At 42.3% G+C, this 24,172-nt stretch carries 24 protein-coding genes, 2 tRNA genes and 1 pseudogene; 14 read left to right on the forward strand and 13 right to left on the reverse strand.

Annotated features, from left to right (window positions below):
- Positions 1–4: 4 nt before the first annotated feature.
- Positions 5–931, reverse strand: coding sequence for a chemotaxis protein CheV (locus VTAP4600_RS06360; RefSeq protein ID WP_102522023.1), 927 nt, complete (start codon positions 929–931; stop codon positions 5–7).
- 101 nt (positions 932–1,032) lie between these two features.
- Here VTAP4600_RS06360 and flgA point away from each other — a divergent pair, with 101 nt between their 5' ends.
- From flgA to VTAP4600_RS06375, 3 genes are all read left to right on the forward strand, one after another.
- The gene (flgA, locus tag VTAP4600_RS06365; RefSeq protein ID WP_102522024.1) at positions 1,033–1,752 is read left to right on the forward strand and encodes a flagellar basal body P-ring formation chaperone FlgA; all 720 of its coding nucleotides are present in this window, start codon (positions 1,033–1,035) and stop codon (positions 1,750–1,752) included.
- A gap of 129 nt (positions 1,753–1,881) precedes the next feature.
- Entirely contained in the window at positions 1,882–2,193 is a 312-nt protein-coding gene (gene flgM / locus VTAP4600_RS06370) for a flagellar biosynthesis anti-sigma factor FlgM (RefSeq protein WP_102522025.1), read from the forward strand.
- A 34-nt stretch (positions 2,194–2,227) separates the two neighbouring features.
- A complete protein-coding gene (locus VTAP4600_RS06375; RefSeq protein ID WP_102522026.1) occupies positions 2,228–2,653 on the forward strand; it encodes a flagella synthesis protein FlgN in 426 nt (141 codons plus the stop codon).
- A gap of 201 nt (positions 2,654–2,854) precedes the next feature.
- Here VTAP4600_RS06375 and VTAP4600_RS06380 read toward each other — a convergent pair whose 3' ends face one another.
- Both VTAP4600_RS06380 and VTAP4600_RS06385 read right to left on the reverse strand, forming a co-directional pair.
- Positions 2,855–3,280 (reverse strand): LPP20 family lipoprotein, encoded by a 426-nt coding sequence (locus VTAP4600_RS06380; protein ID WP_102522027.1) that lies wholly within the window; start codon positions 3,278–3,280, stop codon positions 2,855–2,857.
- 28 nt (positions 3,281–3,308) lie between these two features.
- Positions 3,309–3,944, reverse strand: a complete 636-nt coding sequence (locus tag VTAP4600_RS06385) for a FlgO family outer membrane protein (protein WP_102522028.1) — start codon at positions 3,942–3,944, stop codon at positions 3,309–3,311.
- 161 nt (positions 3,945–4,105) lie between these two features.
- On the opposite strand from VTAP4600_RS06385, the gene VTAP4600_RS06390 reads away from it, so the two are divergent.
- The 4 genes from VTAP4600_RS06390 to VTAP4600_RS06405 all read left to right on the forward strand — a co-directional run bounded on the left by VTAP4600_RS06390 (position 4,106) and on the right by VTAP4600_RS06405 (position 6,854).
- The gene (locus tag VTAP4600_RS06390; protein ID WP_102522029.1) at positions 4,106–5,251 is read left to right on the forward strand and encodes a flagellar assembly protein FlgT; all 1,146 of its coding nucleotides are present in this window, start codon (positions 4,106–4,108) and stop codon (positions 5,249–5,251) included.
- A gap of 43 nt (positions 5,252–5,294) precedes the next feature.
- Positions 5,295–5,371, forward strand: a tRNA-Arg gene (locus VTAP4600_RS06395).
- A gap of 240 nt (positions 5,372–5,611) precedes the next feature.
- Positions 5,612–6,433, forward strand: coding sequence for a restriction endonuclease (locus VTAP4600_RS06400; RefSeq protein ID WP_102522030.1), 822 nt, complete (start codon positions 5,612–5,614; stop codon positions 6,431–6,433).
- Positions 6,434–6,653: 220 nt separating this feature from the next.
- Positions 6,654–6,854 carry a hypothetical protein gene (locus VTAP4600_RS06405; RefSeq protein WP_102522031.1) on the forward strand — a complete coding sequence of 67 codons (201 nt, stop codon included), beginning with the start codon at positions 6,654–6,656 and terminating at the stop codon, positions 6,852–6,854.
- 2 nt (positions 6,855–6,856) lie between these two features.
- Here the strand turns inward: VTAP4600_RS06405 and istB are convergent, their stop codons facing one another.
- Together istB and istA are read right to left on the reverse strand one after the other, a co-directional pair.
- Entirely contained in the window at positions 6,857–7,597 is a 741-nt protein-coding gene (istB, locus tag VTAP4600_RS06410) for an IS21-like element helper ATPase IstB (RefSeq protein ID WP_012397030.1), read from the reverse strand.
- Between the two features lie 9 nt (positions 7,598–7,606).
- Positions 7,607–9,138 (reverse strand): annotated as a pseudogene (istA, locus tag VTAP4600_RS06415) (IS21 family transposase).
- A gap of 212 nt (positions 9,139–9,350) precedes the next feature.
- Between istA and VTAP4600_RS06420 the strand changes: the two are divergent.
- Complete coding sequence (locus VTAP4600_RS06420; protein ID WP_102522033.1) at positions 9,351–9,530, forward strand: hypothetical protein; 180 nt, start codon at positions 9,351–9,353, stop codon at positions 9,528–9,530.
- Between the two features lie 274 nt (positions 9,531–9,804).
- Here VTAP4600_RS06420 and VTAP4600_RS06425 read toward each other — a convergent pair whose 3' ends face one another.
- On the reverse strand, positions 9,805–11,334 hold the full coding sequence (locus VTAP4600_RS06425) for a transposase (protein WP_102522034.1): 1,530 nt from the start codon (positions 11,332–11,334) through the stop codon (positions 9,805–9,807).
- 144 nt (positions 11,335–11,478) lie between these two features.
- On the opposite strand from VTAP4600_RS06425, the gene VTAP4600_RS06430 reads away from it, so the two are divergent.
- The gene (locus VTAP4600_RS06430; RefSeq protein WP_102522035.1) at positions 11,479–12,342 is read left to right on the forward strand and encodes a hypothetical protein; all 864 of its coding nucleotides are present in this window, start codon (positions 11,479–11,481) and stop codon (positions 12,340–12,342) included.
- A gap of 243 nt (positions 12,343–12,585) precedes the next feature.
- Here VTAP4600_RS06430 and VTAP4600_RS06435 read toward each other — a convergent pair whose 3' ends face one another.
- The 5 genes from VTAP4600_RS06435 to VTAP4600_RS06455 all read right to left on the reverse strand — a co-directional run bounded on the left by VTAP4600_RS06435 (position 12,586) and on the right by VTAP4600_RS06455 (position 17,443).
- Positions 12,586–13,824 carry a VapE domain-containing protein gene (locus VTAP4600_RS06435; protein WP_102522036.1) on the reverse strand — a complete coding sequence of 413 codons (1,239 nt, stop codon included), beginning with the start codon at positions 13,822–13,824 and terminating at the stop codon, positions 12,586–12,588.
- Positions 13,817–14,053, reverse strand: coding sequence for a helix-turn-helix transcriptional regulator (locus VTAP4600_RS06440; RefSeq protein ID WP_102522037.1), 237 nt, complete (start codon positions 14,051–14,053; stop codon positions 13,817–13,819). The genes VTAP4600_RS06435 and VTAP4600_RS06440 overlap by 8 nt, the downstream gene beginning before the upstream one ends.
- Positions 14,054–14,126: 73 nt before the next feature.
- Positions 14,127–15,089, reverse strand: a complete 963-nt coding sequence (locus VTAP4600_RS06445) for a hypothetical protein (protein WP_102522038.1) — start codon at positions 15,087–15,089, stop codon at positions 14,127–14,129.
- Between the two features lie 10 nt (positions 15,090–15,099).
- The gene (locus VTAP4600_RS06450) at positions 15,100–16,116 is read right to left on the reverse strand and encodes a Fic family protein (RefSeq protein WP_102522039.1); all 1,017 of its coding nucleotides are present in this window, start codon (positions 16,114–16,116) and stop codon (positions 15,100–15,102) included.
- Positions 16,117–16,210: 94 nt separating this feature from the next.
- On the reverse strand, positions 16,211–17,443 hold the full coding sequence (locus VTAP4600_RS06455) for a site-specific integrase (RefSeq protein WP_102522040.1): 1,233 nt from the start codon (positions 17,441–17,443) through the stop codon (positions 16,211–16,213).
- Positions 17,444–17,588: 145 nt separating this feature from the next.
- Between VTAP4600_RS06455 and VTAP4600_RS25910 the strand changes: the two genes are divergently transcribed.
- Positions 17,589–17,661 (forward strand) — tRNA-OTHER (locus tag VTAP4600_RS25910).
- A gap of 306 nt (positions 17,662–17,967) precedes the next feature.
- Here VTAP4600_RS25910 and VTAP4600_RS06460 read toward each other — a convergent pair.
- Positions 17,968–19,455: an alpha/beta fold hydrolase gene (locus tag VTAP4600_RS06460; RefSeq protein WP_102522041.1), complete on the reverse strand. Its 1,488-nt coding sequence runs from the start codon at positions 19,453–19,455 to the stop codon at positions 17,968–17,970.
- Between the two features lie 483 nt (positions 19,456–19,938).
- On the opposite strand from VTAP4600_RS06460, the gene VTAP4600_RS25915 reads away from it, so the two are divergent.
- The 4 genes from VTAP4600_RS25915 (at position 19,939) to VTAP4600_RS06475 (ending at position 22,558) form a co-directional block, all read left to right on the forward strand.
- Complete coding sequence (locus VTAP4600_RS25915; protein WP_172443083.1) at positions 19,939–20,109, forward strand: hypothetical protein; 171 nt, start codon at positions 19,939–19,941, stop codon at positions 20,107–20,109.
- 208 nt (positions 20,110–20,317) lie between these two features.
- Complete coding sequence (locus tag VTAP4600_RS06465) at positions 20,318–21,223, forward strand: ABC transporter ATP-binding protein (RefSeq protein ID WP_102522042.1); 906 nt, start codon at positions 20,318–20,320, stop codon at positions 21,221–21,223.
- On the forward strand, positions 21,129–22,094 hold the full coding sequence (locus VTAP4600_RS06470; RefSeq protein ID WP_102522043.1) for an ABC transporter ATP-binding protein: 966 nt from the start codon (positions 21,129–21,131) through the stop codon (positions 22,092–22,094). The genes VTAP4600_RS06465 and VTAP4600_RS06470 overlap by 95 nt, the downstream gene beginning before the upstream one ends.
- Positions 22,091–22,558 carry a transcriptional regulator gene (locus tag VTAP4600_RS06475; protein ID WP_102522044.1) on the forward strand — a complete coding sequence of 156 codons (468 nt, stop codon included), beginning with the start codon at positions 22,091–22,093 and terminating at the stop codon, positions 22,556–22,558. Before VTAP4600_RS06470 ends, VTAP4600_RS06475 begins: the two co-directional genes overlap by 4 nt.
- A gap of 67 nt (positions 22,559–22,625) precedes the next feature.
- Here the strand turns inward: VTAP4600_RS06475 and gltX are convergent, their stop codons facing one another.
- Complete coding sequence (gene gltX / locus VTAP4600_RS06480; protein ID WP_102522045.1) at positions 22,626–24,056, reverse strand: glutamate--tRNA ligase; 1,431 nt, start codon at positions 24,054–24,056, stop codon at positions 22,626–22,628.
- Between the last annotated feature and the right edge of the window lie 116 nt (positions 24,057–24,172).

Consider the following 24,172-nt stretch of genomic DNA (forward strand, 5'->3'; position numbering starts at 1 on the left):
TCTATTAATTATTTACCGCGGCTTTTACTGCTGAACCCAATTCATCTGGATTGAATTTCGCAATAAACTCATTTGCCCCTACACGCTCTACCATGGCTTGGTTAAATACACCACTTAACGAAGTGTGTAAGATCACGTGTAAGTTTTTAATATCGGCGTTTCTTCTGATCTCTGCCGTTAAAGTGTAGCCGTCCATTTCTGGCATTTCAATGTCAGAAATTACCAGCGAGATCTGTTCGTAAATACTGCCTTCAGCTGCCATCTCAACCAATTTATCATACGCTTCTTTGCCATCTTTCACGGCAATGGCTTCAAATCCTATCGATTCAATAGCACGCTGAACTTGCTTACGGGCAACCGTAGAATCATCTGCAATCAGAATTTTTCGGACAATATTTTTATCGCTTTGAATTTCTGCAATTTCTTCTTTTAGCTCTTCACTCATGGTTTCATCAACCGGAGAGATTTCAGCCAAGATTTTTTCTACATCCAGGATTTCAACTAGCTCGTTATCAATATTCGTCACGGCCGTTAGGTAGTGAGCTTTACCGGCACCTTCCGGTGGAGGAAGAATAGACTCCCAGTGCATATTGATGATACGTTCTACTTTCGTAACCAAGAAACCTTGAATAGTTCGGTTGAACTCAGAAATAACAACAAAACATTTATCAATGTCGGTTGTTGGTCTGCCGCCAGTAGCTAAACTTAAATCAATGACCGATACTGTTTGACCACGAATATGCGCAACACCTTTAACTAAAGGGTGTAGATTAGGCATAGAAGTGAGCTTAGGGCACTGAAGAACTTCTTTAACTTTAAAGACATTAATGCCATAACGTTGACGTCCCATTAGACGAAACGTTAATAGCTCTAATCGGTTTTGACCGACGAGTTGCGTGCGTTGATTCACTGAATCAAGAATGCCCGTCATATGCGCATCTCCATCTCAAGCATTTTTAGTAAAGTATTTAACCCAACACTGACTACAAAACATACAATTACAAAATAACGTATTATAAGGTGTTTTTCTGTATGCAATCTATATCTAAGTGTAGAGCTTTCTATCGAAATTTTGCTAAATCTATCGGCTTTTGTTCAATTTTCTTTAGCCTTTTGTGCAGTGCAGCAACAGAACAGCAACTGGATATGATCAAATATGCTGCTCAAGATCACGTGTTAAGCACATACCAAGTTGCAGCGAATGACCAGTTGTCCGTTACAGCGGCGGATGTTGATAGCCGTATTAGAGCAACAGATTGCCCTGAGCCTCTCACGACGTCATCACCTTCTAGCAGCCGCTCATCAACCAATGTTACGGTACTCGTCCAATGCGAAGCCGATAATTGGCGTATTTATGTACCTGTACGCGTATCGCTTCTTAGACCATTAGTTACTGCACTACGACCACTCTCGCGTGGAGAATTAGTCAGTAACAGTGATATTAGCATATCTTTGATAGAACAACGCGCTTATCGTCGATTTGGTTTCAATCAAACGAATCAAGTTGTTGGCGCTAAACTTAAAAGAAATGTACGCCAAGGAGATGTCATCGAACAAGGTGATATCTGTGTGGTATGCCGTAATGAAACCGTGGTAATTAAGGCCGTGAAAGGTGGGCTCGTCATCACAACAAAAGGAACCGCGCTGTCAGATGGGTCAAGCGGTGAGCAAGTTAGGGTGAAAAATAAGAAATCTAGTCGTATAATTGATGGTATAGTAACTGGAATTGCAGAAGTAACAGTCAACTTCTAATGAAATTCAGGCACGTTTACCACCACGCAAGTGATAGCAAAATTAGAACAAAAATATATTAAAGTTTTGTTTTAGACTGTCGATATCATTTGTATAGGTTCACTATCATTTGCGAATAAGGTTCAAACTATGGCAGGCATTGATCAACTCAGGTCCGGACAAACGGTGGCAACGAGTCGCCCCCAGACTCGTACAGATTCAAGCGCTACGTCGCGTTCTGATTCTGTCGCCGAATCTAAAGGCGGTAAAGACGCTGTATCGCTAAGCCAAGAAAGCAAAGCGATTGGCCAACTTCATCAATCTATGGCTTCCGAGCCAAGCTTTGATAGCGCAAAAGTTGCAGCTATTAAAGAAGCGATTGCTAATGGCTCTTATACGGTTAATCCGGAAAAGCTTGCCGAAAGCATGATGAAACATGAAGACGATCTAGCAGGACTGTAATGATAGTTGCAGTCCTGCTATTTTAAGATAACTTATGGCCAGCCTAACCAGTTTACTTGAATACCAAGTTCAAAATGCTCAGTCCTTATCGGATTTGCTCGAGCTAGAAAAAATAGCCATTGCTAACCGTATCGCAACTGATATCGAAGCCATTGCTAAAGACAAACTCGCTCTTATTAGTTTGCTTCAACAAACTGATCGGCGCATTTCAGAACATCAAGATATCGAACAACTCACTTCCGTTCAACAATACTCAGATCGCGTCTCGCACATCCAATCCATCGTCCATGATTGTCAGCAAATGAATGACATTAATGGTGAAGCTTTACAGCGTGCTCAGCTGAGTTTCAATAAATTAAACAACTTGATGCAGCAAAGCCGAGGAAAAATCGGTATGACTTATAATGCTGACGGCCAAACACATACCATCTCAACGCTAGGCACTAACATAAAAGCCTAACGCTCACCTACTTTCTACTTTCTACTTTCTACTTTCTACTTTCTAACAAAAGCTTATCGCCACTTTATCTTAAGATATTAAAAAAGCGGCAAATCATTCGATTGCCGCTTATTGCCGAGTTTTGCCGCTTCTCTGGAGATGAAAAGAACAACAAAACAGCTAATGTATCGCTTATCTAATCAAAGGCAGAGCCTGAAGTGATTAAAATAGTGTTGTCTGCTTCTTAACTGGCACTTGCTGAACATCACCATAATCTTTAAATCGATCCATTTTGTCCATATCGAGACTTAGCTCAGTCACATAGTTATCGCCAACCGCATAACTGCGGAGCACTTGTGCACCTCGAATTACCCCATCAACCGATCCTGTCGTTAGCTCTCGGCCTAAGCGGGTATCCTCAATATCAGAACGGGCACTAACTCTAAGCCCATATACTTGTTCGGCCAATTCGCGGTAGGCATCAACTTTAGATGCTCTCATCGCTCTAACTTGTTGTTCTTCTACTGAACGGCCTTTTTGTTCACTTATGCTTGCATACCCTACCGCCATCAATAAGTTATCTTCTTTATTTAACGGCTGGCAACCAACAGCAATCAATGCAAACGCAATCATCATTAACTTTTTCATTTCTCTCACCTATTCTCTCAATTCTTTCTTACGGGCGTAAAATAATTGAATTTGGATATTTTAGAGTTGGATCAGATCGAATTAACACGCCATCTTGTGTACGGATACTATTAAGCGTTTCCAAGTCACGACCAATTCGATCTTCTGGCAAGAAGCCTTGTGCGGTAGCAACTACGATACGAGTTTGCATACCAACAACACGAGCATTAATAAGCACACCGCCATCTTGACGTAACATTGTGCCCGTCAGCACATACTTAACATCCTGCTCCTCAGCCAGCTCTTTCCAGTCTCTGCTAAAGGCGAAATCACCTTCATTAGTGACTCGGATAGACCCTGTAGTTTTAAAGTCCACAACTTTAAAACCACGACGCTGGAATTGGTGGATAAAACCTTCAGAAACTGAGTTACCGAGCCAATTCGTTGTATCCATATTTTGCAAGTCAACAAATGAGGTGACGGCAATTGGGGTTCGAGCAGAAACGCTGGTATTAGAGAGAATTAACTCTTCAGCTAAGCTTTCTACAAAGAAGTCCATCGTATGACGAGGTGTATCCATTAGCATAAATCGACTGCCAGAATACGTATCTTTACCGTTATAGATGGGTGAAAAAGCACACGATGACAGAAGCATCGCCATTGCTATTACAAGCCATTTATTCATTATCTTCATCTCCGGGTTTACTGAGTGTTATTGTTCCAAATACTGTAAACTTACAAGTTGGAACAATACTTGCTTTTCTTAATGTGCCGAAAAAGAAAAACACCACCAAAATCTACTACCTAAATATTAAGCAATAAACGTACCCAAATGGTAAGTGAGTCATGAAAAAAATTAATTTACGCCTTATAGCACTGTTTTTAACGCTTTTATCTACATTCACGGCGAAAGCGTCTTGGTATGAAGTGGAAGGCACATCTGCAATCGTGTCTACAGAAGAAGTGGCAAGGATCCACGCGATTGAAGACGCCATTTTTAAGGCGATGAATTTTTCAGGCGCAGACATCGGCACCATCAGCTATATCATGCCGTACCTTGAAGAAGCCCGTGAAGAATATCAGTTTACCAACCATGAAGTCCGCTATATAAGAGTGCTCGATGAAGACAAACGAGGTGGCAAGATGCGGATCAAAGTTCGCCTCGACATCTACCCTTCGGCAACAGGTTGCCATGTTGATCAGTACAAAAAAACATTTGTAATAGGCAAGGTCGATATGGTTTCACCACAACAAGCCGTTATGGGCGCAGTTTACAGCCTAGGCGATGATTATAGCCAAATCATCAACCGACAGCTCACTCAGCAATCCATGAGTTTTGTTTCTGTTGGTACAACACCTTATAACGTCGACAAGCGCCAACCAGAAGTCATCAAAATGATTGCCCAAGACAACGGCGCACAGTACATCGTCAGCGGTGCCATTACGGATTTAACCGCAACGGTTGAAAGCTCATTTCTATCCGATGACAAAATAAATCGTCAGTTTGCTATGGAAGTAATGGTGTTTGATGGCAAAACCGGTGCAGAAGTTTATACCAAGAATTATCGAGAAGTCGCACTTTGGCCATTTCCTAAGACGAGTAAAATTGACACTAAGGGCGCGCGCTTTTGGTCTTCTACCTATGGTGAGATGATGCTTCGAGTAAGCCGAAACATCATGCTGGACTTAGAAGCCGAGCTATCTTGTAAAATCACGCTACCTGAAGTCGTGGCGATAAAAGACAACATTGTTACCATCGATCTAGGCAGACGCCATGGCGTCGAAAAAGGCGACACATTACAACTTTGGCATACCGGAGCTTTTGTTGACCAACATGGTATTCCGCGTAATCGTGTTTCTAAAAGTGCCATTACGTTAACGGTTAATAGAGTCTATGACCAACAAGCCGAGTTGATCATCAACCAACCCACACTGGCACAAAGTATCCAAATTGGCGATGTGATGCACAAAGAAATTTATGATGATAAATAAAAAGCTTAACAATATTAGATAGATGTGTATTATCTAAAGCTGAGCTCCCGTGGCACAGCTGGATAGCGCGGCCCCCTCCTAAGGGGCAGGTCACAGGTTCGAATCCTGTCGGGAGCGCCATATAAATAAAGGGCTGAGAGGTATTTTACTTCTTAGCCCTTTTGCTTTTTTAAGGTTCTGTGTAGCAAATATGTAGCAGCACCACTTTCACTGCTATTTTTCTTCCAATGCTTGTTTCTAAAGCCAATCTCATGACACTTCCGACTCATTCCTAAATGTTCATTTTTGCTAGTGTGTTCAAAACAAAATGAGTCAGATATGTGATTAAATGAATATAAATACAACAATCACATCACTGTTATGGCTAAAAAGAACGACGGAATTATTTGGCATCTTATGGATGCCCCTTGGCAGTTAAGTGTCATTCTAGCGATCACCACCTACTTAGGTATGACTTATATTGCGCCCGCTTTGATGCTAGATGAGAGCAATATCTTTCTGACTGCCATTGCCACACAGTTGCCAACGATTGCGCCTTACTTCACTTTTCTGTTTCTAATCCCTGCCCCGATCGCCTTCTTCAAGCAATGGAATCGAAAACAACACTTCTTACACGCCACAACAAAAATCAAACGTCAAAAGAGCACTGAACCTCTAAAAGCAATGAATTGGATCGAGTTTGAAAGTTATGTGGGTGAGTTTTTTAAATGTAATGGCTATGAGGTAAAGCAACAGCTTTCACCCGCTGCAGATGGTGGTGTCGATATCTGGCTTAAAAAAGAGGGAGAGCTATCTCTTGTCCAGTGTAAGCAATGGAAAACCAGAAGTGTTGGCGTTCAAGTACTCAGGGAAATGTACGGTGTTATGCTGGATAACCAAGCAGCACGCATGATCATTGTCACTACTGGAAACTTCACTCGTGAGGCTCGTCAGTTTGCTAAAGGAAAGCGGTTTTGGTTAGTGAGCGGCGATGAACTGGTTAACATGGTAGAAAGCGGCAAACATGCCCTAAGTCAGCCTAAAGAAAAAAGTCCTTCACAAGCCAGCGACATAACGAAAAAAATATGCCCAAAATGCAATTCTGAGTTAGTCATACGAACAGCAACGAAAAGTGCCTATGCGGGTTCTAAGTTTTATGGCTGCTCATCATTTCCGAAGTGTCGGCATATAGAGAACATTTAGGTTAACCAGCTCCTAGTTTTCGGGCATTTGATGAATTGTTTCTACACCATAGTGTACTGACAACTCGTAAGAAATCCTTACTTGTTGCCTAAACCGTTTATGCCCCATTCTAAGTTTACTCTGCTTAGCTTCTCACTTCGTTAAATCTTCATTTGACCTATTTTTCCTTATGCTAGTAAGTTGCTTACAGTATCGAAGGATCATCAAACAAAGGTAGATAATGAATTTCAAGCTAGGTGTAAGAGAAATTACTGAATCCGATATCAAGGCTGATTGTCCTTTCATGCCAGAGAAAGAGGATTTCCCTATGCATGTAGCTGCTTTCGTAGAAGATATTGATAATATGCGTATTTCGGCGATTCCGATCGGGCGTTTCGGTTTAATCCGATCACCTGACCCTGCCGTTTTTCTCTACCTCTAGTTTTACTCTAACTGATCGGATTGCGCCAGTTTTCTCATTGATTCCCCTCCTAGTTCTAATCGGTGGCTGTTATGGATTAATCGGTCTAAAACAGCATCAGCAACCGTGGCGTTACCTATCATGTTGTACCATTCTTTTACAGGAAGTTGGCTTATCATCATCGTGCTGCTGACCTGATATCTGTCTTCAAGTAACTCCAGTAAATGACCTGCATGATCCTGAGTGAGCTTTTCCATTCCCCAGTCATCTAGGACGAGTAAGCCTTTTTTCGATAGTGCCAGTAGCTGTTTTTGATATGTGCCGTCAAGACGGCCTGAACTTAGATCATCCAGTAAGCGACTCAAACGGTAATATCGAACGCTATGTTGCTGCTCGCAAGCCTGAGCCGATAAAGCGCAAGCGATATAGGTTTTTCCTGCTCCTGTAGGGCCAGTGATCAAGATATTTTGATGTTTGTGCAGATAGATTCCTGTCAGAAGTTCACTCATCTGACTCCGCATTAGACCTCGCCCTTCTTTGTAAATAATTTGGCTTGCCTGCGCATCTACTCTGAGCTTGGCTTGTCGCTTGAGCCTTTGGATCTTAGTTTGGTTTCGGTTAAGCAACTCACTCTCTAGAAGTAAGCTTAACCTTTCTTCGAACGCTAGCTCTGCGTAAGTGGATAGCTGCTCACGTTGCTGCTCTAAAGCTTGTGCTGCATGACCAAGGCGAAGTGCTTTTAGTTGTTCATTTATCTGGTTCATTACGTACTCCTAGTGGTAAAAGTCAGGGCCACGAACATTGCTGTGCTCTATGTTGGGTGTGGTTTGAGTTTCTGATGAGAGTTGGCCTTCCCGATGGTTTACTAACAAGTTTTTGACGAACTTAAGATAGGGTTTATTGATTAGAAGCGCATCCTTACAGGCTTGCTCTAGACGAACATCACCGTATTTTTTACTCAGGTTCAATAAGCCAAGACAGCTACGATAAGCTTGTTCAGGGTGTGCCTTTTTCATCAATTGAACATTCACCATTTCACGAGTTGCAGCGCCAATATGTTCTCCCCAGCGCAATAATCGTTCAGGAGACCATTTCTGATACCGATGGTTGCTGGGCATGTGTTCGGGGTAAGTGCTTATCCCTCGTTCTTTTGGGCTACATGGATGTTGTGAGACTAGGTTTCCTTGATAATAAATGCGTATCAAGCGGGAAGTGGCTTCAAGTTCAACATGTTGTCCCACTAACTGGTGAGGCACAGAGTAGTAATGTTTTCTGTACTCTATGTGGTAGTCAGGCCCAACTTTCGCCCGCTTAGTTTCGGTATAGATGTAGCGTTGGATTGGAAGTGGTCTCAATGCTGGTTTATCTAACTGCTCGAACAGTGCCTGACGGCTGGCTCCTAGCTGTTTCATTTCCCTTTGGTTCAAATCATTCATTAGCTCACGGATGGCTAGGTTTAACTCTTTGAACGTGTGGAAGGTATTGTGTCGTAGTCGCATCATTATCCAACGCTCAACAATGAGCACTGCATTTTCAGCTTTTGCTTTGTCTTTAGGTTTGTATGGTCGAGCAGGCATGACAGCCGTCTGGTAATGGTTAGATAGTTTCTGGTAACTATCGTTGAGCTGAGGTTCATAGCGGTCATGTTTAGTGACAGCCGAACGCAGGTTATCAGGGACTAACAACCTTGGAACCCCGCCGAAGTGTTCGAAGGCATTGGCATGGGCTTCCAGCCAGTGTTCTAGTTTTTGACTCTCACTTGCTTCCACGTAGGTATAATTGGATGCACCAAGAGTGGCAACAAAAACCTGGGCATGACGGATCTCTCCCGTGTCAGGGTTAACGACTGGGATCGTTGGGCCACAGTAATCAATGAACAGCTTGTCACCTGCGATGTGGGTCTGTCGCATGCTACGCTTCTGCTTCTTTAACCAACGCATGTAATGTTCACAGAACTGAGTATAAGCGTAGGCTCGCTCCTGATATTGCTCGTAATATTCTTCCCACAACAGCAGTTTCGTCATGCCTTTTCTTTTTAGTTCCGTACAACAGTTAGCGAAGTTTGGCATCGCTTTGGCTTTATTCGCTCCTTTTGGGTGATAAAGCGCATTGGTTAACTCTGTATCTGAACAACTATCAGGGAGCGGCCAACCTATTTGGCTTTGATTAAAACGACTGATGATTTCAGATACGGTCGCACAACCAATTTTCAGACAGGAAGCGATATTTCTGTGTGACAATCCGCACTCGAATTTAAGGCGTAAACCTCTTTGATTTTTGTCATTGGTGTTCTCTTTTTTGGCATCATCACTTCCTAGTTGTATACGACTACTAACAAGGATAGCGACTGGTTGATTTAAAAGAGAAAAAGGGAGGGTTTCGGAGTATCCGATCAGTGATTTCGCTATTCCGATCGCCCATTTCGGAGTTTGGGCTAAAGTGATCGGATTATTGCGGAATGAGCGATCGGTTTAAACCGAAACAGGTGATCGGATAATGCCGAAATAGGTGATCGCAATGCTCCGAAATACGCATAATATCGATATTGTAGAAAGTGCTTATGAAAGCAATAACTGCGTTATCATACAACTTGCAGGTGATGCAGATATTGAACAACTCCGCCACGCGTGTATATCAATACATCAACATTATTGGGATAAGCTTCGTACAACAGGCTTTGAGTCAATCCATCGCTAGCGTTTGAGATTAATTGACACGGTTCGGCATTCATATGTGAGTGTTCAAGGTGGTTGTTTTAGTGAGTTTGTAGTGGGCCAGTCACTTAATCGCACGTTGAGGCTGTAGAATTTCTCGATTTTTCACCGATTTCCCATGTTTTTATCGTCATTAATCCTACTGGCAACGGCGTAAATACTGCTCGATGATAGCGACCTTTACCATAGTAAGGAAAGATAGAGCGACAGGATGAGAGGGAATCTGGATTTTTCGTTGATTTGAGAGGTTTTACCCTCTAGATAATGCAATTTCTTAGCTTTTCTATGTTGTGAAGCATGCTGAACATCGCCCATTGGGCGTTCACTTTCTCTTGTCCTCTTAGCGTAAATCGATTCATCTGTTTGTTGACGGTGATGTTACCAAAAACAGGTTCAACACACCCAAGCCGTTTACTGTATTGCCGCCTTCCTTCTGGGCTATCAATCTTGTCTTTCATGGCCTGCATGTGGTCAAAGTCTTTGGTATTTTTGTAGATGAAGAAGACTTGTCGACCGACTTGCTTGCCAGGCGGTTTTCTCATGCACAGCGGTTGATGCACGCATTGTCTGCAGTCGTTTAGGTATCCACAAAACTGAGCACCACGCTCCCCACGGATGACGGCGTTTTTGCTGCTCAGTCGCATCATATTTCCTGCAGGGCATCGGCAAGTCATTTCGTCTTGGTTGAACTCGAACATAGAAATGGAGTAACAGGTTTTACCTGTTTTCGAGCGTTTCTTCCGTTTTTTCTCTTGCTCGGTCTGATAGGTTTCACTGTTTTGAAATAGTGGATTACGACTGCGAAATCCAGTGTCTGCTATGTAACAATCATAAGGGGTCTCAGATAGGAACTTGAGGTTAGTTTTACTGTGAAATCCACTGTCTGCGGTGAACTTGGTGGTGCGCTCTGAGCTGTTGGGTAGCTTCTCTAATTGTTCTTTCAAAGCGAGCACTGCAGGCTTTAATGTTTGCTGCTCACCAACGCTTCCCCACACTTGGCTGTGTAAAATAATTTGGTGCTTGTCATCTGTGATGGCGATACCGTTATAACCTTGAATCGTGCCTTTTGAGGTGGTCATTTTGGCGCTGTCATTGTCCGTGATGTTGCTTTTTACGGGTTTTTTACTGCTGCCCAATTTGTCTTGAGTGCTCGCCAGAAATGCACCTATTTTATCGGCGCTGCTATCAAGCTTTTGTTTTTGTCTTAGGTCTTGTTCGATAACTTCATTTGGGAGCGAATCTTGGCTTTGATGACGCTCGATAATTCGCTGGCTCGCCCGCTGTAGTTTTTCTTTTTTACGGAGAAGCTCTTCGTGTGTGCCACTCCATTCTTTACTAGCATTGGATGAAATTTTACAGCCATCAATAGCAAACATATTATGGCCAATTAGGCCTTGTTCATCGCATATCATGAGAACCTGAGTGAACAGTGGTTCGATGGTGTCTTTCATTTGTGCGATGAAAGCCGCGATAGTGGTGAAGTGTGGTCGCTCGTCGCCCGATAAGCACATGAAAGTGACATTGTTGATGCAGGCTCTTTCTATGCGTCGGCTAGTTAACATGCCGAGGGAATAGGCGTAAAAAATAACCTTAAGCATGATGGAGGGTGGATAAGCCGCCGCCCCGTTTTTGTCGTTGTGGTAGTGCGCATCAAAGGGCGAGAGGTCGAGGTGGTTATCGACAATGTGGGAAATCGCATACTCAATAGTTCCGGGGATGAGTTGTTCATCGATGATGATAGGGACGAACATGTTTTGGTTCGAGTAATCGGTTTTGAAGTTGGGCATAACCGTGTCTTGTGGCGAATAATTTAGATTAGATCACAAGGAGTTAGTGCGTTCAAGTTCATATCGTGATGAAATGGCGGCAGGATCAGAATTGAGACGGGCGAGGAGAAATTCTACAGCCTCGTTAGACCAACGGAGTAACAGTTGAGAAAGTACATTTTTTTAGATAACTGGGTCATTGGTCGTTTGAATGACGATAAGTTTCAAACTTCTCTAATCGAGTACATTCAGTCGAATAGGTATGTTGTGGTTCTAAACTCACTCTCATTAACTGAACTATACAACCCCAATTGGCAACAAGGTGATAGAACAGAAGTAGCTGCAAAGTTCTATGCATCGATCCCATGTGTAATTGTTGACCCTGCTAAAGTTAAACAAGCAGAAGTTGATAACTATCTTGATAGACTAGATGAATTACCCATTGAGATTGACTTGACAGAAATAGACCCTGAAGAGCGTGAAAGGCTTATTCTTGGGCTCTTGAGGTGTAGCCCTGAATTTGTATTACAAGGCAAAGACTTAGAACAATGGGATCTCAGCTACAAAAATGAAAAATCTGGATGGCTAAATAATGTAGACCACATTATTTCTCACGCTATCAATACAGGTAGCCTAAAAAAGGGTAAGAAGCATCGCAGAAACAACGCACTAGCAGAAAAAGAAACATTTTTGCTTTCACTAGATATGCGTGAAGTACCCAGTGAAAAAATAGACTTGTTGTTTCAATATCGGATGTCAAAGTTAAAAAGGACTAGCTTGTGTTCGAGCGTACGTTTTCTTTCGTTGCTGTTCTGGTATCTATATATTGATGAAGACCCTTCCAATAAGATCAAACATCAAAATTCAGATATCGGTGATCTACATCAAATGACTCTTATCCCATACTGTGAGGTTTTTACGTTAGATAATTCTATGTTTCGTCTTGTCAATCGCGTGAAAAATGAAGGGACAGTCTTTAGATCTACTTTACTCACTAAAGCTATGTTAGAGAAAAAGGTCTTTGTGTAGTGGAGAGTGAATTGGGTCATCAAGTTAAATAGTTTGCAATACTTCAGGTGATCCATGAATTGCTAATTTAGTGAAATCACTAACACAGAATTGTCCAAAAACGAGTTATTACAGCCTCCCACCAAAGCAATGTGATCACCAAGACGGAAACTCAAAAGCACTAAGTAACCAAACCTACCCCACTTACCCCACCTAAAAGTGACTAAGTGGGGCAAGTGGAGCAACTTTTCCAACTTCCAGACTTTAAAACGGCATAACAGAAGGAAAGCAGTATTGGTTTGTTCCATTGAGTAATTTCTTATCAATTTTTTCTTCTTTATTTAGCAAAGACAATGCCTTACCAACCGCATTACCTTTAGAAAAATCAATTCTTAAATACTCACAAATCTGCTTGGTCGTCATCCATTCTCGCGCTTTACCTTCGCAAGTGTTTAAGTGATCAGACAGTGTGTTGTACCAAACCCCTTTATCAACGTATTTTTCGGACTCGGCCGCGACTAGAGCTTGTTCAGTTGGTGACAGCATCCAAGCGTGGTTTTCATTCACCAATAAGTGCTTAACCTCTAACCAAAACTGCTTGAGTTTATTGGGCTCAGCTAAGCTTAACTCCCCTGTCTCTTGATACTGCCAGCCAAGCGTCTCATTAAGTAAATCCATCTTGGTTTCAGCAATCAATTCAATGACGGCGTAGCGCGTGTTGCCTGTTTCATCTTTCAAGAAATCAGTTCCGTTTACGGTCGCTATCAAGCTAGTTTGGCGATCTTTTTTGATATCTGTTTTGCCATAGGGTGGTCGAACGGTGTCACAAGCCCGACTGATAAAAGCTTTCAGTGCGCCTTGGCAGTTTTTAGTAGAACGCTCTAACTCCCCTAACTCGACAATCCATGAACGAATAACAGACAACACACTGTCTTTGTTATCGGGATTTAGCTCTGCCCCTTCCAAAAAAGCACCGACCTGTACATTCGCCACGCGCTCGACAAAGGCGGTTTTCTTAAACGACTGGCCGCTTTGCAGTACAGGAACCAATTTGGATTTAAAGTTAGGTTTAACAAGTGAAGCCACACACCCAACTAACCAGCACTTTAATACGATTTTCGCCACCACTGGGTTTTTAGCAGCAATGCAACTTAATACGGTATCGACCCTCGCTACTCCGTCCCAGTCCCCGCTTAGCCACTCTTCTACAGGGTGATAGCTACTATCAAGTGCCACGGCATTAAAGTGATCATCAATGGCCGACTTAGGTAATCCATGAATAGACGATAAGGATATCAACTCACTTCGTACAATTTCAGGCGCACCAAGGCAACGGGAGCCGACAAAAATGTCGGTCTCTAAAGTCATCTTGTTAAATTTAGCCTTGTAGCCTGCACTTTCGAGCAGCGCTTTTAGGTTATCGGCGGTATTAAGAACAATCGACTTTCCCGAATCGGTATAATTGACGTGAGGAAAGCTAGGTGCTTGTTTATCGCTAGGCATCGAAACCACCCCCACACATCAATTGATCGAGCTTTGTATGGCTATCTAACCAACAATCTAGATCTTCTTTGAGGTAGCGAACAGCACGACCTATTTTGATGAATGGTGGCGCAATCGTGCGGTTTTTACGTTGACCTTCCATTCGAGCTTGGCGAAGAAAAGAACGGCTCATACCAATGTATTCCGCCGTTTCTTGCTCTGTATAGACACGCTTTGTACTTTGAAGCATATTGTTTACCCTCGTTGTTTAATAAGGTTCCACAATAGGCATTGGGATCGTCAGCTGACGTTTAGGCTGACCTTTACGCTGACGTTTCTTTTAAGGTCTTTTTAACGGTATAAACTAGGTTCTTTCGGAAATGCAGATAAGTGAGCTGCTTTTCTACTTCTTTGTCCTTGCCAAAGTAAAATAGAGTGTCGCTTGTCATGCTTGAAATCACCCCTTCCTTGTCGTAACTTCGATTCACTTCTAACTGATAATCTGCCTTGATGCTGTTCCAAATATCGATCGGCTTTGCGTTAGGAAAGGATTCAAGAACACACAAAATGATTTGTTTGATAGGGTGAGACTCAATTTTTGGCTTTAAGCCATTTGTTTTATGGCTTCCAAGCCTTAAAGAAGCCGAATCTAAGCCATTAACTAAGCCGTTAGGCGATATGGCTTCTATACCAAACATTTGGTTTAACCAATCCTTATTAAGCCTTAAATCATGCGGCTTCAAGCCAATGAAGCCAGTTCCCAATTTGGTTTGTTTGGTACTTAAAATATCACTGAGGATATTAAAAGGGTTACTGTAGTTCTGCTTCATTTCTTCTTGCGATTGGCTACCAATTTCTGTCATAGCAGCCATATGGTCAGACACTTCAGTAACAGGCGCACAAGCATAAAATATCTTGGTTGGTTTACCGCAAAAGTACTCTATTGAGTCAAAGCACCCTAACCGACTATCTTTAAAGTGGTTACGGCAGTCCCATATTTGGCTTACTTGCTCAGGCTCTACCACCACAAACCGCTTAACATTGATTGGCTCTTGTTCTATTAGCAGTTTTTTAGTGGCTTTATGCCCTAACAAAACCATACCTTGATAGTTAAATAAGCCTAATAGGACTTTCCCAGTCCTATCCAACATGCCTAGTGACTGTTCAGAGATAAACGCATGCAAACCGTTGCCGTCTCGCTCGACGGCATCCATCACTTGTTCAATCGTTAACGAAGTCAGTTTTTCGACTTCGTTTACTCTTATGTATTTACGTATATCTTCCATGACTTACCTATCAACGTTTGACTGCTTTTTTACCCAACGATGTTAACCGATACAATTGGTTAGGGCTGCGAGGTTTATCAGGATTCGACATCTCCACTAACCCTAACTTTATCGCAGGATCTAAATAGCCTTTTTTAAAAGTTGGCCTATGTTTGAGTTCAAGAGAAGCCATTAAATCGACAAGCTTGACCGCACCAAGTTCAGACAACACATTAATAACACGCTGGACTGCGTTATCTAGCTCATCAATATTACAAGGCTCTACGGGGCTATCATCAATTTGCTTCAAAGCGGTCAAGAGGGCTTTTAGCATAAAACCAATAAATGGTGACGACTCACTAAGACGGTCTGAATCCGCTAAAGCTTGATAGTACTCATCCTGTTTATCTCTAATTACGGTTTCTACAGGCACATAAGCGAATAATGGTTGCCATTTACTTAATACCAACGTTTGCCATAACCGCCCCATTCTGCCGTTACCGTCAGAAAAAGGATGAATAAATTCAAATTCATAGTGAAAGATACAACTGGCAATTAATGGGTGAACATCGGTTCGCTCTAACCAATCCATAAGCTCAGCAATCAGTACAGGGACTCTATTCGCTTGTGGTGGCATGTGTATCAATGTTTCGCCACGATATATCCCAACACCCCCACGACGAAAGCTACCCGCTTGCTCATCTAAGCCAAACATCAGGTTTCCATGCGCACTTAACAAATGATCGACTGAAGTGTCAGACCAATCAGCGATTTTTTCATAAGCTGAGAATGCGTTATTTACTTCCTGAATTTCTCTTGGCAAACCTAAAACACGTTTACCTTCAATCACGGCCGTTACTTGCTCCACTGACAAGGTGTTATTTTCTATCGCCAACGACGCTTGAATAGTTTTAATCCGATTACCTCGGCGCAATTGGGGTGAAAGCAAGTCAGGGTTGGTCACTTCTAAACGACCCAGTAAACCGCTGATTTCAACAACCATATTCAGGATGTCATTACTTATACTAAATGGTGGGGTATAGGCCATTTCGATGCTCTTTATGTTGTAGGCTGCTATAGCTTAACTTGATCGGTTACTTGATCGCTAGCTTGATCGGTTACTTGATCGGTTTTGTCACCTTTTAACCGATCAAGTTAACCGCTGCGGCTTTATGTTCTGGGGCTAAGTGGGCATAACGTAAGGTCATTTTTAGATCGGAGTGACCCAATAGCTCTCGAACTGTATTTAAGTCCACGCCAGCCATAACGAGTTTACTCGCAAAATGATGTCTCAAGTCGTGAAATCTAAAATCCGTAATTTCAGCTTGTTCAAGTAGCCTCATCCACGGTTTTTTTATGTCTGTTATAGGCTTATCACTATAGGGACTAAACACATAGACAGCCTTAGTATTCTGCTTATGCCACAGTTGTAATGCTGTAAATAAACTATGGTTCAACGGTATGGTTCTACTCTTTTTAGATTTGGCATTTTCTGCTTTTACAGTCAGATAGCGGTGATCTAATGAAACATCACTCCACTTGAGAGAGAGTAATTCTCCACGCCGAAGACCAGTATTGATCGCTGTCAGTATGAGAGGTTCAAAGTAGTCAACAAAGCGTACATCTTCCAACGTTGGATAAAGCGCCTTGTTTCTTTCATATCGGTGCTGGTTTGCGGTTACTCTTTTTGCTCTAACTTGCTCATCCCTCATTTCAACAGCCTTAAGTAGCACTGTTTCTTCTGCGGAAGTTAGGTAACGAATTCGAGTGTTATCTTCCCGTACCACTCTGATTTTATTTAGGTTATGTGACTCAATTAAGCCCCACTCAACAGCTCTGTTTAAGGCTGCTTTGAGTCTACCAATCGAGTAAGTTAACGTTGATGGCGCTCGCCCTATCTTCCTTCTCTCTGCTACCCACTGCTGAATATCCCAAGCCGATATATCAGAAATATTTTTGTCTAATAGAAAAGCAAAACTACTAGTGATGTTTTTATACGCCTTGTGAGCAGTTTTAGGGTTTTGAGCGTTCAAATAAGGTAAGTACTTATTTTCTAAAAAAGTGTTTAATTTTAGGTTTAGCGTAGCCTCTCGCTGACGAGTTTCTAGCTTGTTCTGCTGAATATCTTTACCGCTCGCCACAAGCCCAGCCTGCTCTTTTGCTAAGTCACGAGCTTGCGCAGGTGTCAAAGAAGATGCCGACCCCAACAGAAAATTTCGTTGTTTGCCATTCAGTCGATAAAAAAGGTAATACTTAATATGTCCTTTGGGAGATATACGAGCATGAAAGCCACTGACTTCGGTATCATTGATACGCTGTTCGTCTGTACTGAGCTTCTTGATGGAGGCATTGGTTATTTTCTGCTTAAGAGCCATTTCACGATTCCTGTGTAGCAAATATGTAGCAAATATGTAGCAAATTGATTGTACTAACCTATGCAACAAAGAACAACAGTGAACATAACCAAAGAAATATATCACCATAAAAACAATAGCTTAAGTTACACTCAAATTCACTAAGGTACACTGGGAAACATTACAAAAACACGCTCCTAAGGGGCAGGTCACAGGTTCGAATCCTGTCGGGAGCGCCATATAAATAAAGGGCTAAGAGGTATTTTACCTCTTAGCCCTCTTGCTTTTCTCAAATTCTGTTATCTCAATACCGTTGAGATAAAGCAAGCCAGGATGTCATTACTTATACTAAATGGTGAGGTATAGGCCATTTCGATGCTCTTTATGTTGTCGACTTCTATAGTTTAACTTGAAAGGTTTTGTCACCTTTTAACCATTAAGATCCGGTTTAAAGTTTCCTATTACAGGCTCAAAACCTTCAAGAACAAACGATTAAAAAAGCCCTATGTGGCTAGGGCTTTTATTGTTTCCGGACAACTAGGAAATTAAAAACCGCTTACCGTTTTTGCAGGGTGTGTTTTAGCTGGATACTCTGGATTAAAGAAGTTGAATGATGAGCTATATGTACCTAAACAACTTTTATCCGATAATGTTTGTGTAGGATCTAGCAAATAAGCTGTCGTTTGGCTATCAACACAATCTATCCCGGAATAACTAAAGCCGTGATCAACTCGGTTTGTGACTGTCGTGGTAACTGCCAGAGTACCAAAACTTTGTTTCATTTGTTCTGCCCAAATATAAGGCGTCGCAGGGTCATACTTGCCACCAATCACCAGTATTTTTTGCCCTGACAGTACTTGATCCATCCGCTCAACATGCTCAACATGCTCAATAGAATCTCGCTCTCCCGGCCAGTCTACGCACATGCTAGCCGTATCTTGATAGTTCATTGGCCCATAGATTGCAGAAGCTTGCTGGTAGCTATTTTGATAGTTAGCCACTTCATTCGACTCAACAGGTACTCGCTCATCGGTGCAGACGACTGTTTGGAACATCGCACTACTACGATAGTCATCGTCAGTAGGACTATTCCCATTTGAAATACTAAGATCACCTAACAGATTATTTAGATAGTCATTATCTAAGAAGCTGAAAAGAGATGACTTCATGTCACTGAACTCTTTGCTCGGGTCTCGACTGCTCAACTTACTAAGTAGAATACGACCTTTATCAACACTCAAGGAGGAACCATACTTGTCGACATATACTCCATTAACGTAAATATCATTCGCTACGGCTTCTAACCTTTTTTTCCGTTCAGGAGTGATCAGTCTATAATCAGCGACAGCATCATAGCCTTTTGCATTATCGATTCTTAAATCAATATAATTATTCGACTTCGGCGGCATTGGGGAATCAAGTACTATCGCCCGAACATTTTGTGGGAACATATTCGCATAAAGCGACCCTAATCGAGTACCGTATGAATAACCCAAGAAGTTTAACTTCTCTTCTCCCAGCGCTTCTCGTAGGCTATCAAGATCTTTAACGACACTATTACTACCCATGTAATGTGCAAAATCTCTGTTTACCTGAGTACAATCGTTAGCGACGGCACAAGCTGTAAGCTCTTTGGCAAAAGCGCTCTGACCTGACCCTCGCGGATCCATACCAATTACGTCGAACCTATCCAAAATGGTCGAAGGCAGCCATTGACTAACCATATAAGATGCTCCGGATACCGCGCTCCCACCAGGACCTCCAAAATTAAACACCAAAATACCTAAGCGCTCAGAAGGCACTCTGGCTTTGTGAACTCCATAAAAAATATTAACGTTACCCTGCTGCGGATTATCATAGTCTTTAGCTACAGATAAATAATCACACGTTAAATTTGTTGGGCACCCTGAAATGAGGTCTCCTTTATTACTCTCAAAGTCGTCACTACCACCTCCTCCACATCCACTTAAAACCGATGTGATAGCTAAAGCTACCAGTGATTGACTAAATGTTATTTTATTTATAATTTCCATATTAAAGCGCTATCCTGCCGTTATTTATATTAACCTATCCTTTTGTATATACTGGAATTAATGAAATTAATTAGCACACACTGACATTTATGCAGGTTATTGCAGTGAACCTAATCATTCAATGGTGAGATGTGATTTTGGTGATAGATGACAAAAAAACCACACAAACCGTGTAATTTATATAATTAACAATAACTTAAAATAACCAATAATCACATCAAAGCATTCTCATCCGCCATTCTTCACAACAGAAATTATCTGATCTATTTGTTTTTAATCAAATAATCATCCAACTTAGGTACGAAATGCAGCTGAATCGCTTTTTCAGACAGTCATAACACTTACTTTTATGAAGGTTAATGGCTAACCTTATGAAACCACAGAAACTAGTTAATTATTTTATAAAATTAAACGTAATCATTAATTTAAGTAACTATAATCATGATGTAAGCGAGTTAAATGTTCTATTTAATGGAGACAATAATGAAGTATTTAGCAGCTATATCACTTGGGTTAATTCTATCAACCAGTATGTCTCACGCTATGTCTAACTTAACTGTTAGCGGCGTTGATATCCCTGAGAAAGTTTTTCAACAATGTGCAGGCAGTAAGAATTTTTACAACTGTGCAGAACAAGCGATGAAAGCGATGTAACCTAATACGTCACTCAAAAAAGGTGAACCAAACGCCATTGGTTCATCTTGCTTACCCCCTCTCTCTCTCTAATAAACGTCCCCTCACACTTTTGTGATTTTTACGGGAAAATTATTCGAGTCATATCACTTTATAGGATCTACCTTGTTTTCTAACGCGAACTAAGTGGTAATGATAAGCGATATCATTACCACTTAATGGATCGCTCATGACCTCTAAAAAACACGTACATGCTTTTCATCCTGACCCCATTCTAAAGGTTAGAAACTTATGTGTTGACTACATCACTGAACATGGAGATTTTAATGCCGTCAAGTCCGTTAATTTGGATATTGGCAAAGGTGAGATTTTTGGTTTAGCTGGTGAGTCAGGCTGCGGTAAAAGCACCATCGCTTTTGCGATTAATCGCCTCCATAAAGCACCGGCTTTCATCTCTGGTGGTGAGATCTGGTTTAAAGAGCGCGACATTCTTCGTCTGTCCGATGAGCAGTTACAAACTCTTCGTTGGAGCGAGATTGCCATGGTATTTCAAAGTGCCATGAACTCGTTAAACCCAGTACTGACCATTCAAGAACAGTTTTCTGATGTACTAAGGCACCATAAAGGGTACAGCGATATAGAAGCCAAAGACCGAGCCGAAAAACTGCTCGATTTGGTCAATATTCCCCGTGAAAGGCTTACGGAATATCCGCACCAATTTAGTGGTGGCATGCGCCAACGCCTAGTTATCGCCATTGCTCTATCACTTAACCCAGATCTTATCGTAATGGATGAACCAACAACGGCATTAGATGTTGTTGTGCAGCGTGAAATTCTTCAGCAGATTTTTGAACTGCGTGAAGAGTTTGGCTTTTCCGTATTATTTATTACACACGACTTAGCACTAATGAGCCAGTTATGTGACCGAATTGCGGTGATGAGATATGGCGAACTGGTCGAAGTTAACTCGTCAAAAGAGATCCGCAATAACCCCCAGCACCCATACACTCAAAAACTATGGGCGTCATTTCCCAATATCCATGAAGCGAAAAAAGAGAGCCAACAAGGAGAGCCAGCCAATTATCGAAGTGAAAAACGTCACCAAGAGATTCATCGTCAATGGCGGTTTGGCTAAAGCTGACACCTTTACCGCGCTGCAAGGCATCAGCTTTAATCTTTATGCAGGCCGTACTCTCGCCCTCGTTGGTGAGTCAGGCTGTGGCAAGAGCACCTGTGCTCGCTTAATGACCAAGGTTTTTCCTACCACTGAAGGGGAAATTCTCTATCGTGGCCGAAACATTGATGACATCACTAAACGCAAGGACGTATTAGATTACCGAAGCAAAGTGCAAATGGTGTTTCAAGACCCATTTGGATCTCTAAACCCCACTCACACCATTGAGCACCATTTAACGCGACCAATAAAAATCCACAAGCAAGTACCGGATAAAGCGCAAATTCCAGCACGATTGGCCGAGTTAATCGACTTGGTGGAGCTTGCACCTGACACATTGAAAAAATACCCGCATGAACTCAGCGGAGGCCAAAGGCAAAGAGTGAATTTAGCCCGAGCGCTCGCGGTTGGTTCGGAGATGATCTTGGCGGATGAGCCTACTTCTATGCTGGATGTCTCCATTCGATTAGGCGTTCTCAACCTAATGCAGCAAATGAAAAAAGAGCTGGGTATCGGCTTTCTTTACATTACCCACGACCTTGCAACAGCCCATTACATTGCAGAAGAAACAGCCGTGATGTACCAAGGACAAATCGTCGAATGGGGAGATACGCAATCTATTCTAAGTAACCCACAGCACCCATACACTAAGTTATTAATCTCCGCAGTCCCTGATCCTGATCCTGATCTACCCTTTAAACAGTTGGTAGAACGCGAACCAAACTACACACAAAACGCGGACACCATCAGGGCGATGAGTGGCATTACCGAGCCACACTATGATCAAGTGGGTCAAAATCACTTTGTTAGGAAATGGGTTAACGCTGCATGATGACATTACAAACATGGCAATCACATGTGTCTCAATGGTATGAGTCAGGTCAATTGCATAAAATTGATAACCTCATACCGTTAGTTCATAGCCCTCCAGAAGAGATCTGGGGGCCGTCGATTACCGATGCCCAAAGTAAAGCTATTGCCTGTTGGTTAGATGGTTGCTTACGAATAAATAGGCATTACGTTCACGCCGGTGAAGCGCAAAAAGCATACAGTTATCTAAACTTTGCTTATGCAAAATTGCAGTCTGTTAGTTGCCACCCCCTATCAGAAATTGACTTAAAGAGTTGGGCACTAAAGAGGCTCGAGCACTTAATCGTTTTAATTTTGGAGCAATGCAGCCAACAAGGTTGGCAACAGGAACTCCACCAGCAAATAGAAAGCCACGTGCAGTTTATGGCCAAACATAATGAACTTACTGTAGAGCACGAAGTGCAAACGAAAAAAGCCGCTATTTGATAGCGGCTTTTTGAGTATTTTCTTTTTAGGTTAGCTCACGAAAGTCGCGACTAACCAATAAGCTCTATTATTGAGCGTTAGCTTCACGATCAGCGATGAAAGCAAGTGCTAGCTTGATACGAGCCACAACGCGCTCTTTACCAATCAACGGCATCACAGCATCAACAGAAGGCGATTGACCACCACCGGTTACCGCAACACGTAATGGCATGCCGATTTTACCCATACCAATCTCTTGCTCTTCACATACAGCAGCAATCACACCTTCTTTGATGTTTACTGTTGTGAATTCTTCTAGTGCTTCCGCTTTAGCAAGAGCCAATTCAAGTGGGCCTTTAGCAACACCGCGTAGATGTTTTTTAGCCGCGCCCGCTTCAAACTCAGAAAAATCTTCGTAGAAGTAACGAGATTGCTCAGCCAATTCAATCAGCGTATTACAACGCTCACCAACAAGCTGAATCACTTCAGTGATCGCTGGGCCATTTGACGTATCAATCTTCTGAGCGTCAAGGTGCCATTGAAGGTACTTAGCGACGTATTCAGGTTCAGATGTTTTGATGTAATGGTTGTTCAACCAAAGCAACTTATCAGTATTAAACGCAGAAGCCGACTTGCTGATAGCGTTCAGGCTGAACAAGTTGATCATTTCTTCTTCAGAGAAGATTTCTTGATCACCGTGAGACCAACCTAAACGAACTAGATAGTTGTTCAGTGCGTTCGGCAAGTAACCTTCGTCGCGGTACTGCATAACAGAAACAGCGCCGTGACGTTTAGACAGTTTCGCGCCGTCATCACCCAAGATCATTGCACAGTGAGCGAAAGTTGGAACTGGTGCACCTAGTGCTTCATAGATGTTGATTTGACGAGGCGTGTTGTTGATGTGATCTTCACCACGAACAACGTGCGTAATGCCCATATCCCAGTCATCAACCACAACAACGAAGTTGTACGTTGGCGCGCCATCGGTACGACGGATAATCAAATCATCTAACTGGCTGTTTGAAATCTCGATACGGCCACGGATTTGATCTTCAAATACAACCGACCCTTCTTTTGGGTTACGGAAACGAATAACACACGCATCGTCTTCGTTTGCGGCTTCGTTCGCTGCAACAATTTTCGGGTGGTTGGCATCGTAGCGAGCCATTTCTTTGTTTTCTTCTTGCTCTGCACGAATTTCATCAAGCAGATCTTTCGACGCATAGCACTTATAGGCTTTGTCTTGTGCAAGTAACACATCAACCATTTCGTTGTAACGGTCAAAACGCTTAGATTGGTAGTAAGGACCTTCATCCCATTCCATACCCATCCATTTCATGCCTTCTAGAATCGCATCTACTGCTTCTGCAGAGTTACGCTCTAAATCGGTATCTTCAATACGCAGAACAAACTCGCCACCTTGGCTTTTAGCGTAAAGCCATGAATAAAGTGCAGTACGAGCACCACCAACGTGAAGGTAGCCTGTTGGGCTAGGAGCAAAACGAGTTTTAACCGTCATTATAATTCCTTTGGATGTGTCGGTATGACACGACATTGTTGCCATGCCATCAAGATAAGCAGAAAAATTGGCGTCATTTTACCACCGTATCGTAATTGTACAATGCTGATATTGGC

It is taken from the genome of Vibrio tapetis subsp. tapetis, assembly GCF_900233005.1.
Lineage (GTDB): Bacteria > Pseudomonadota > Gammaproteobacteria > Enterobacterales > Vibrionaceae > Vibrio > Vibrio tapetis.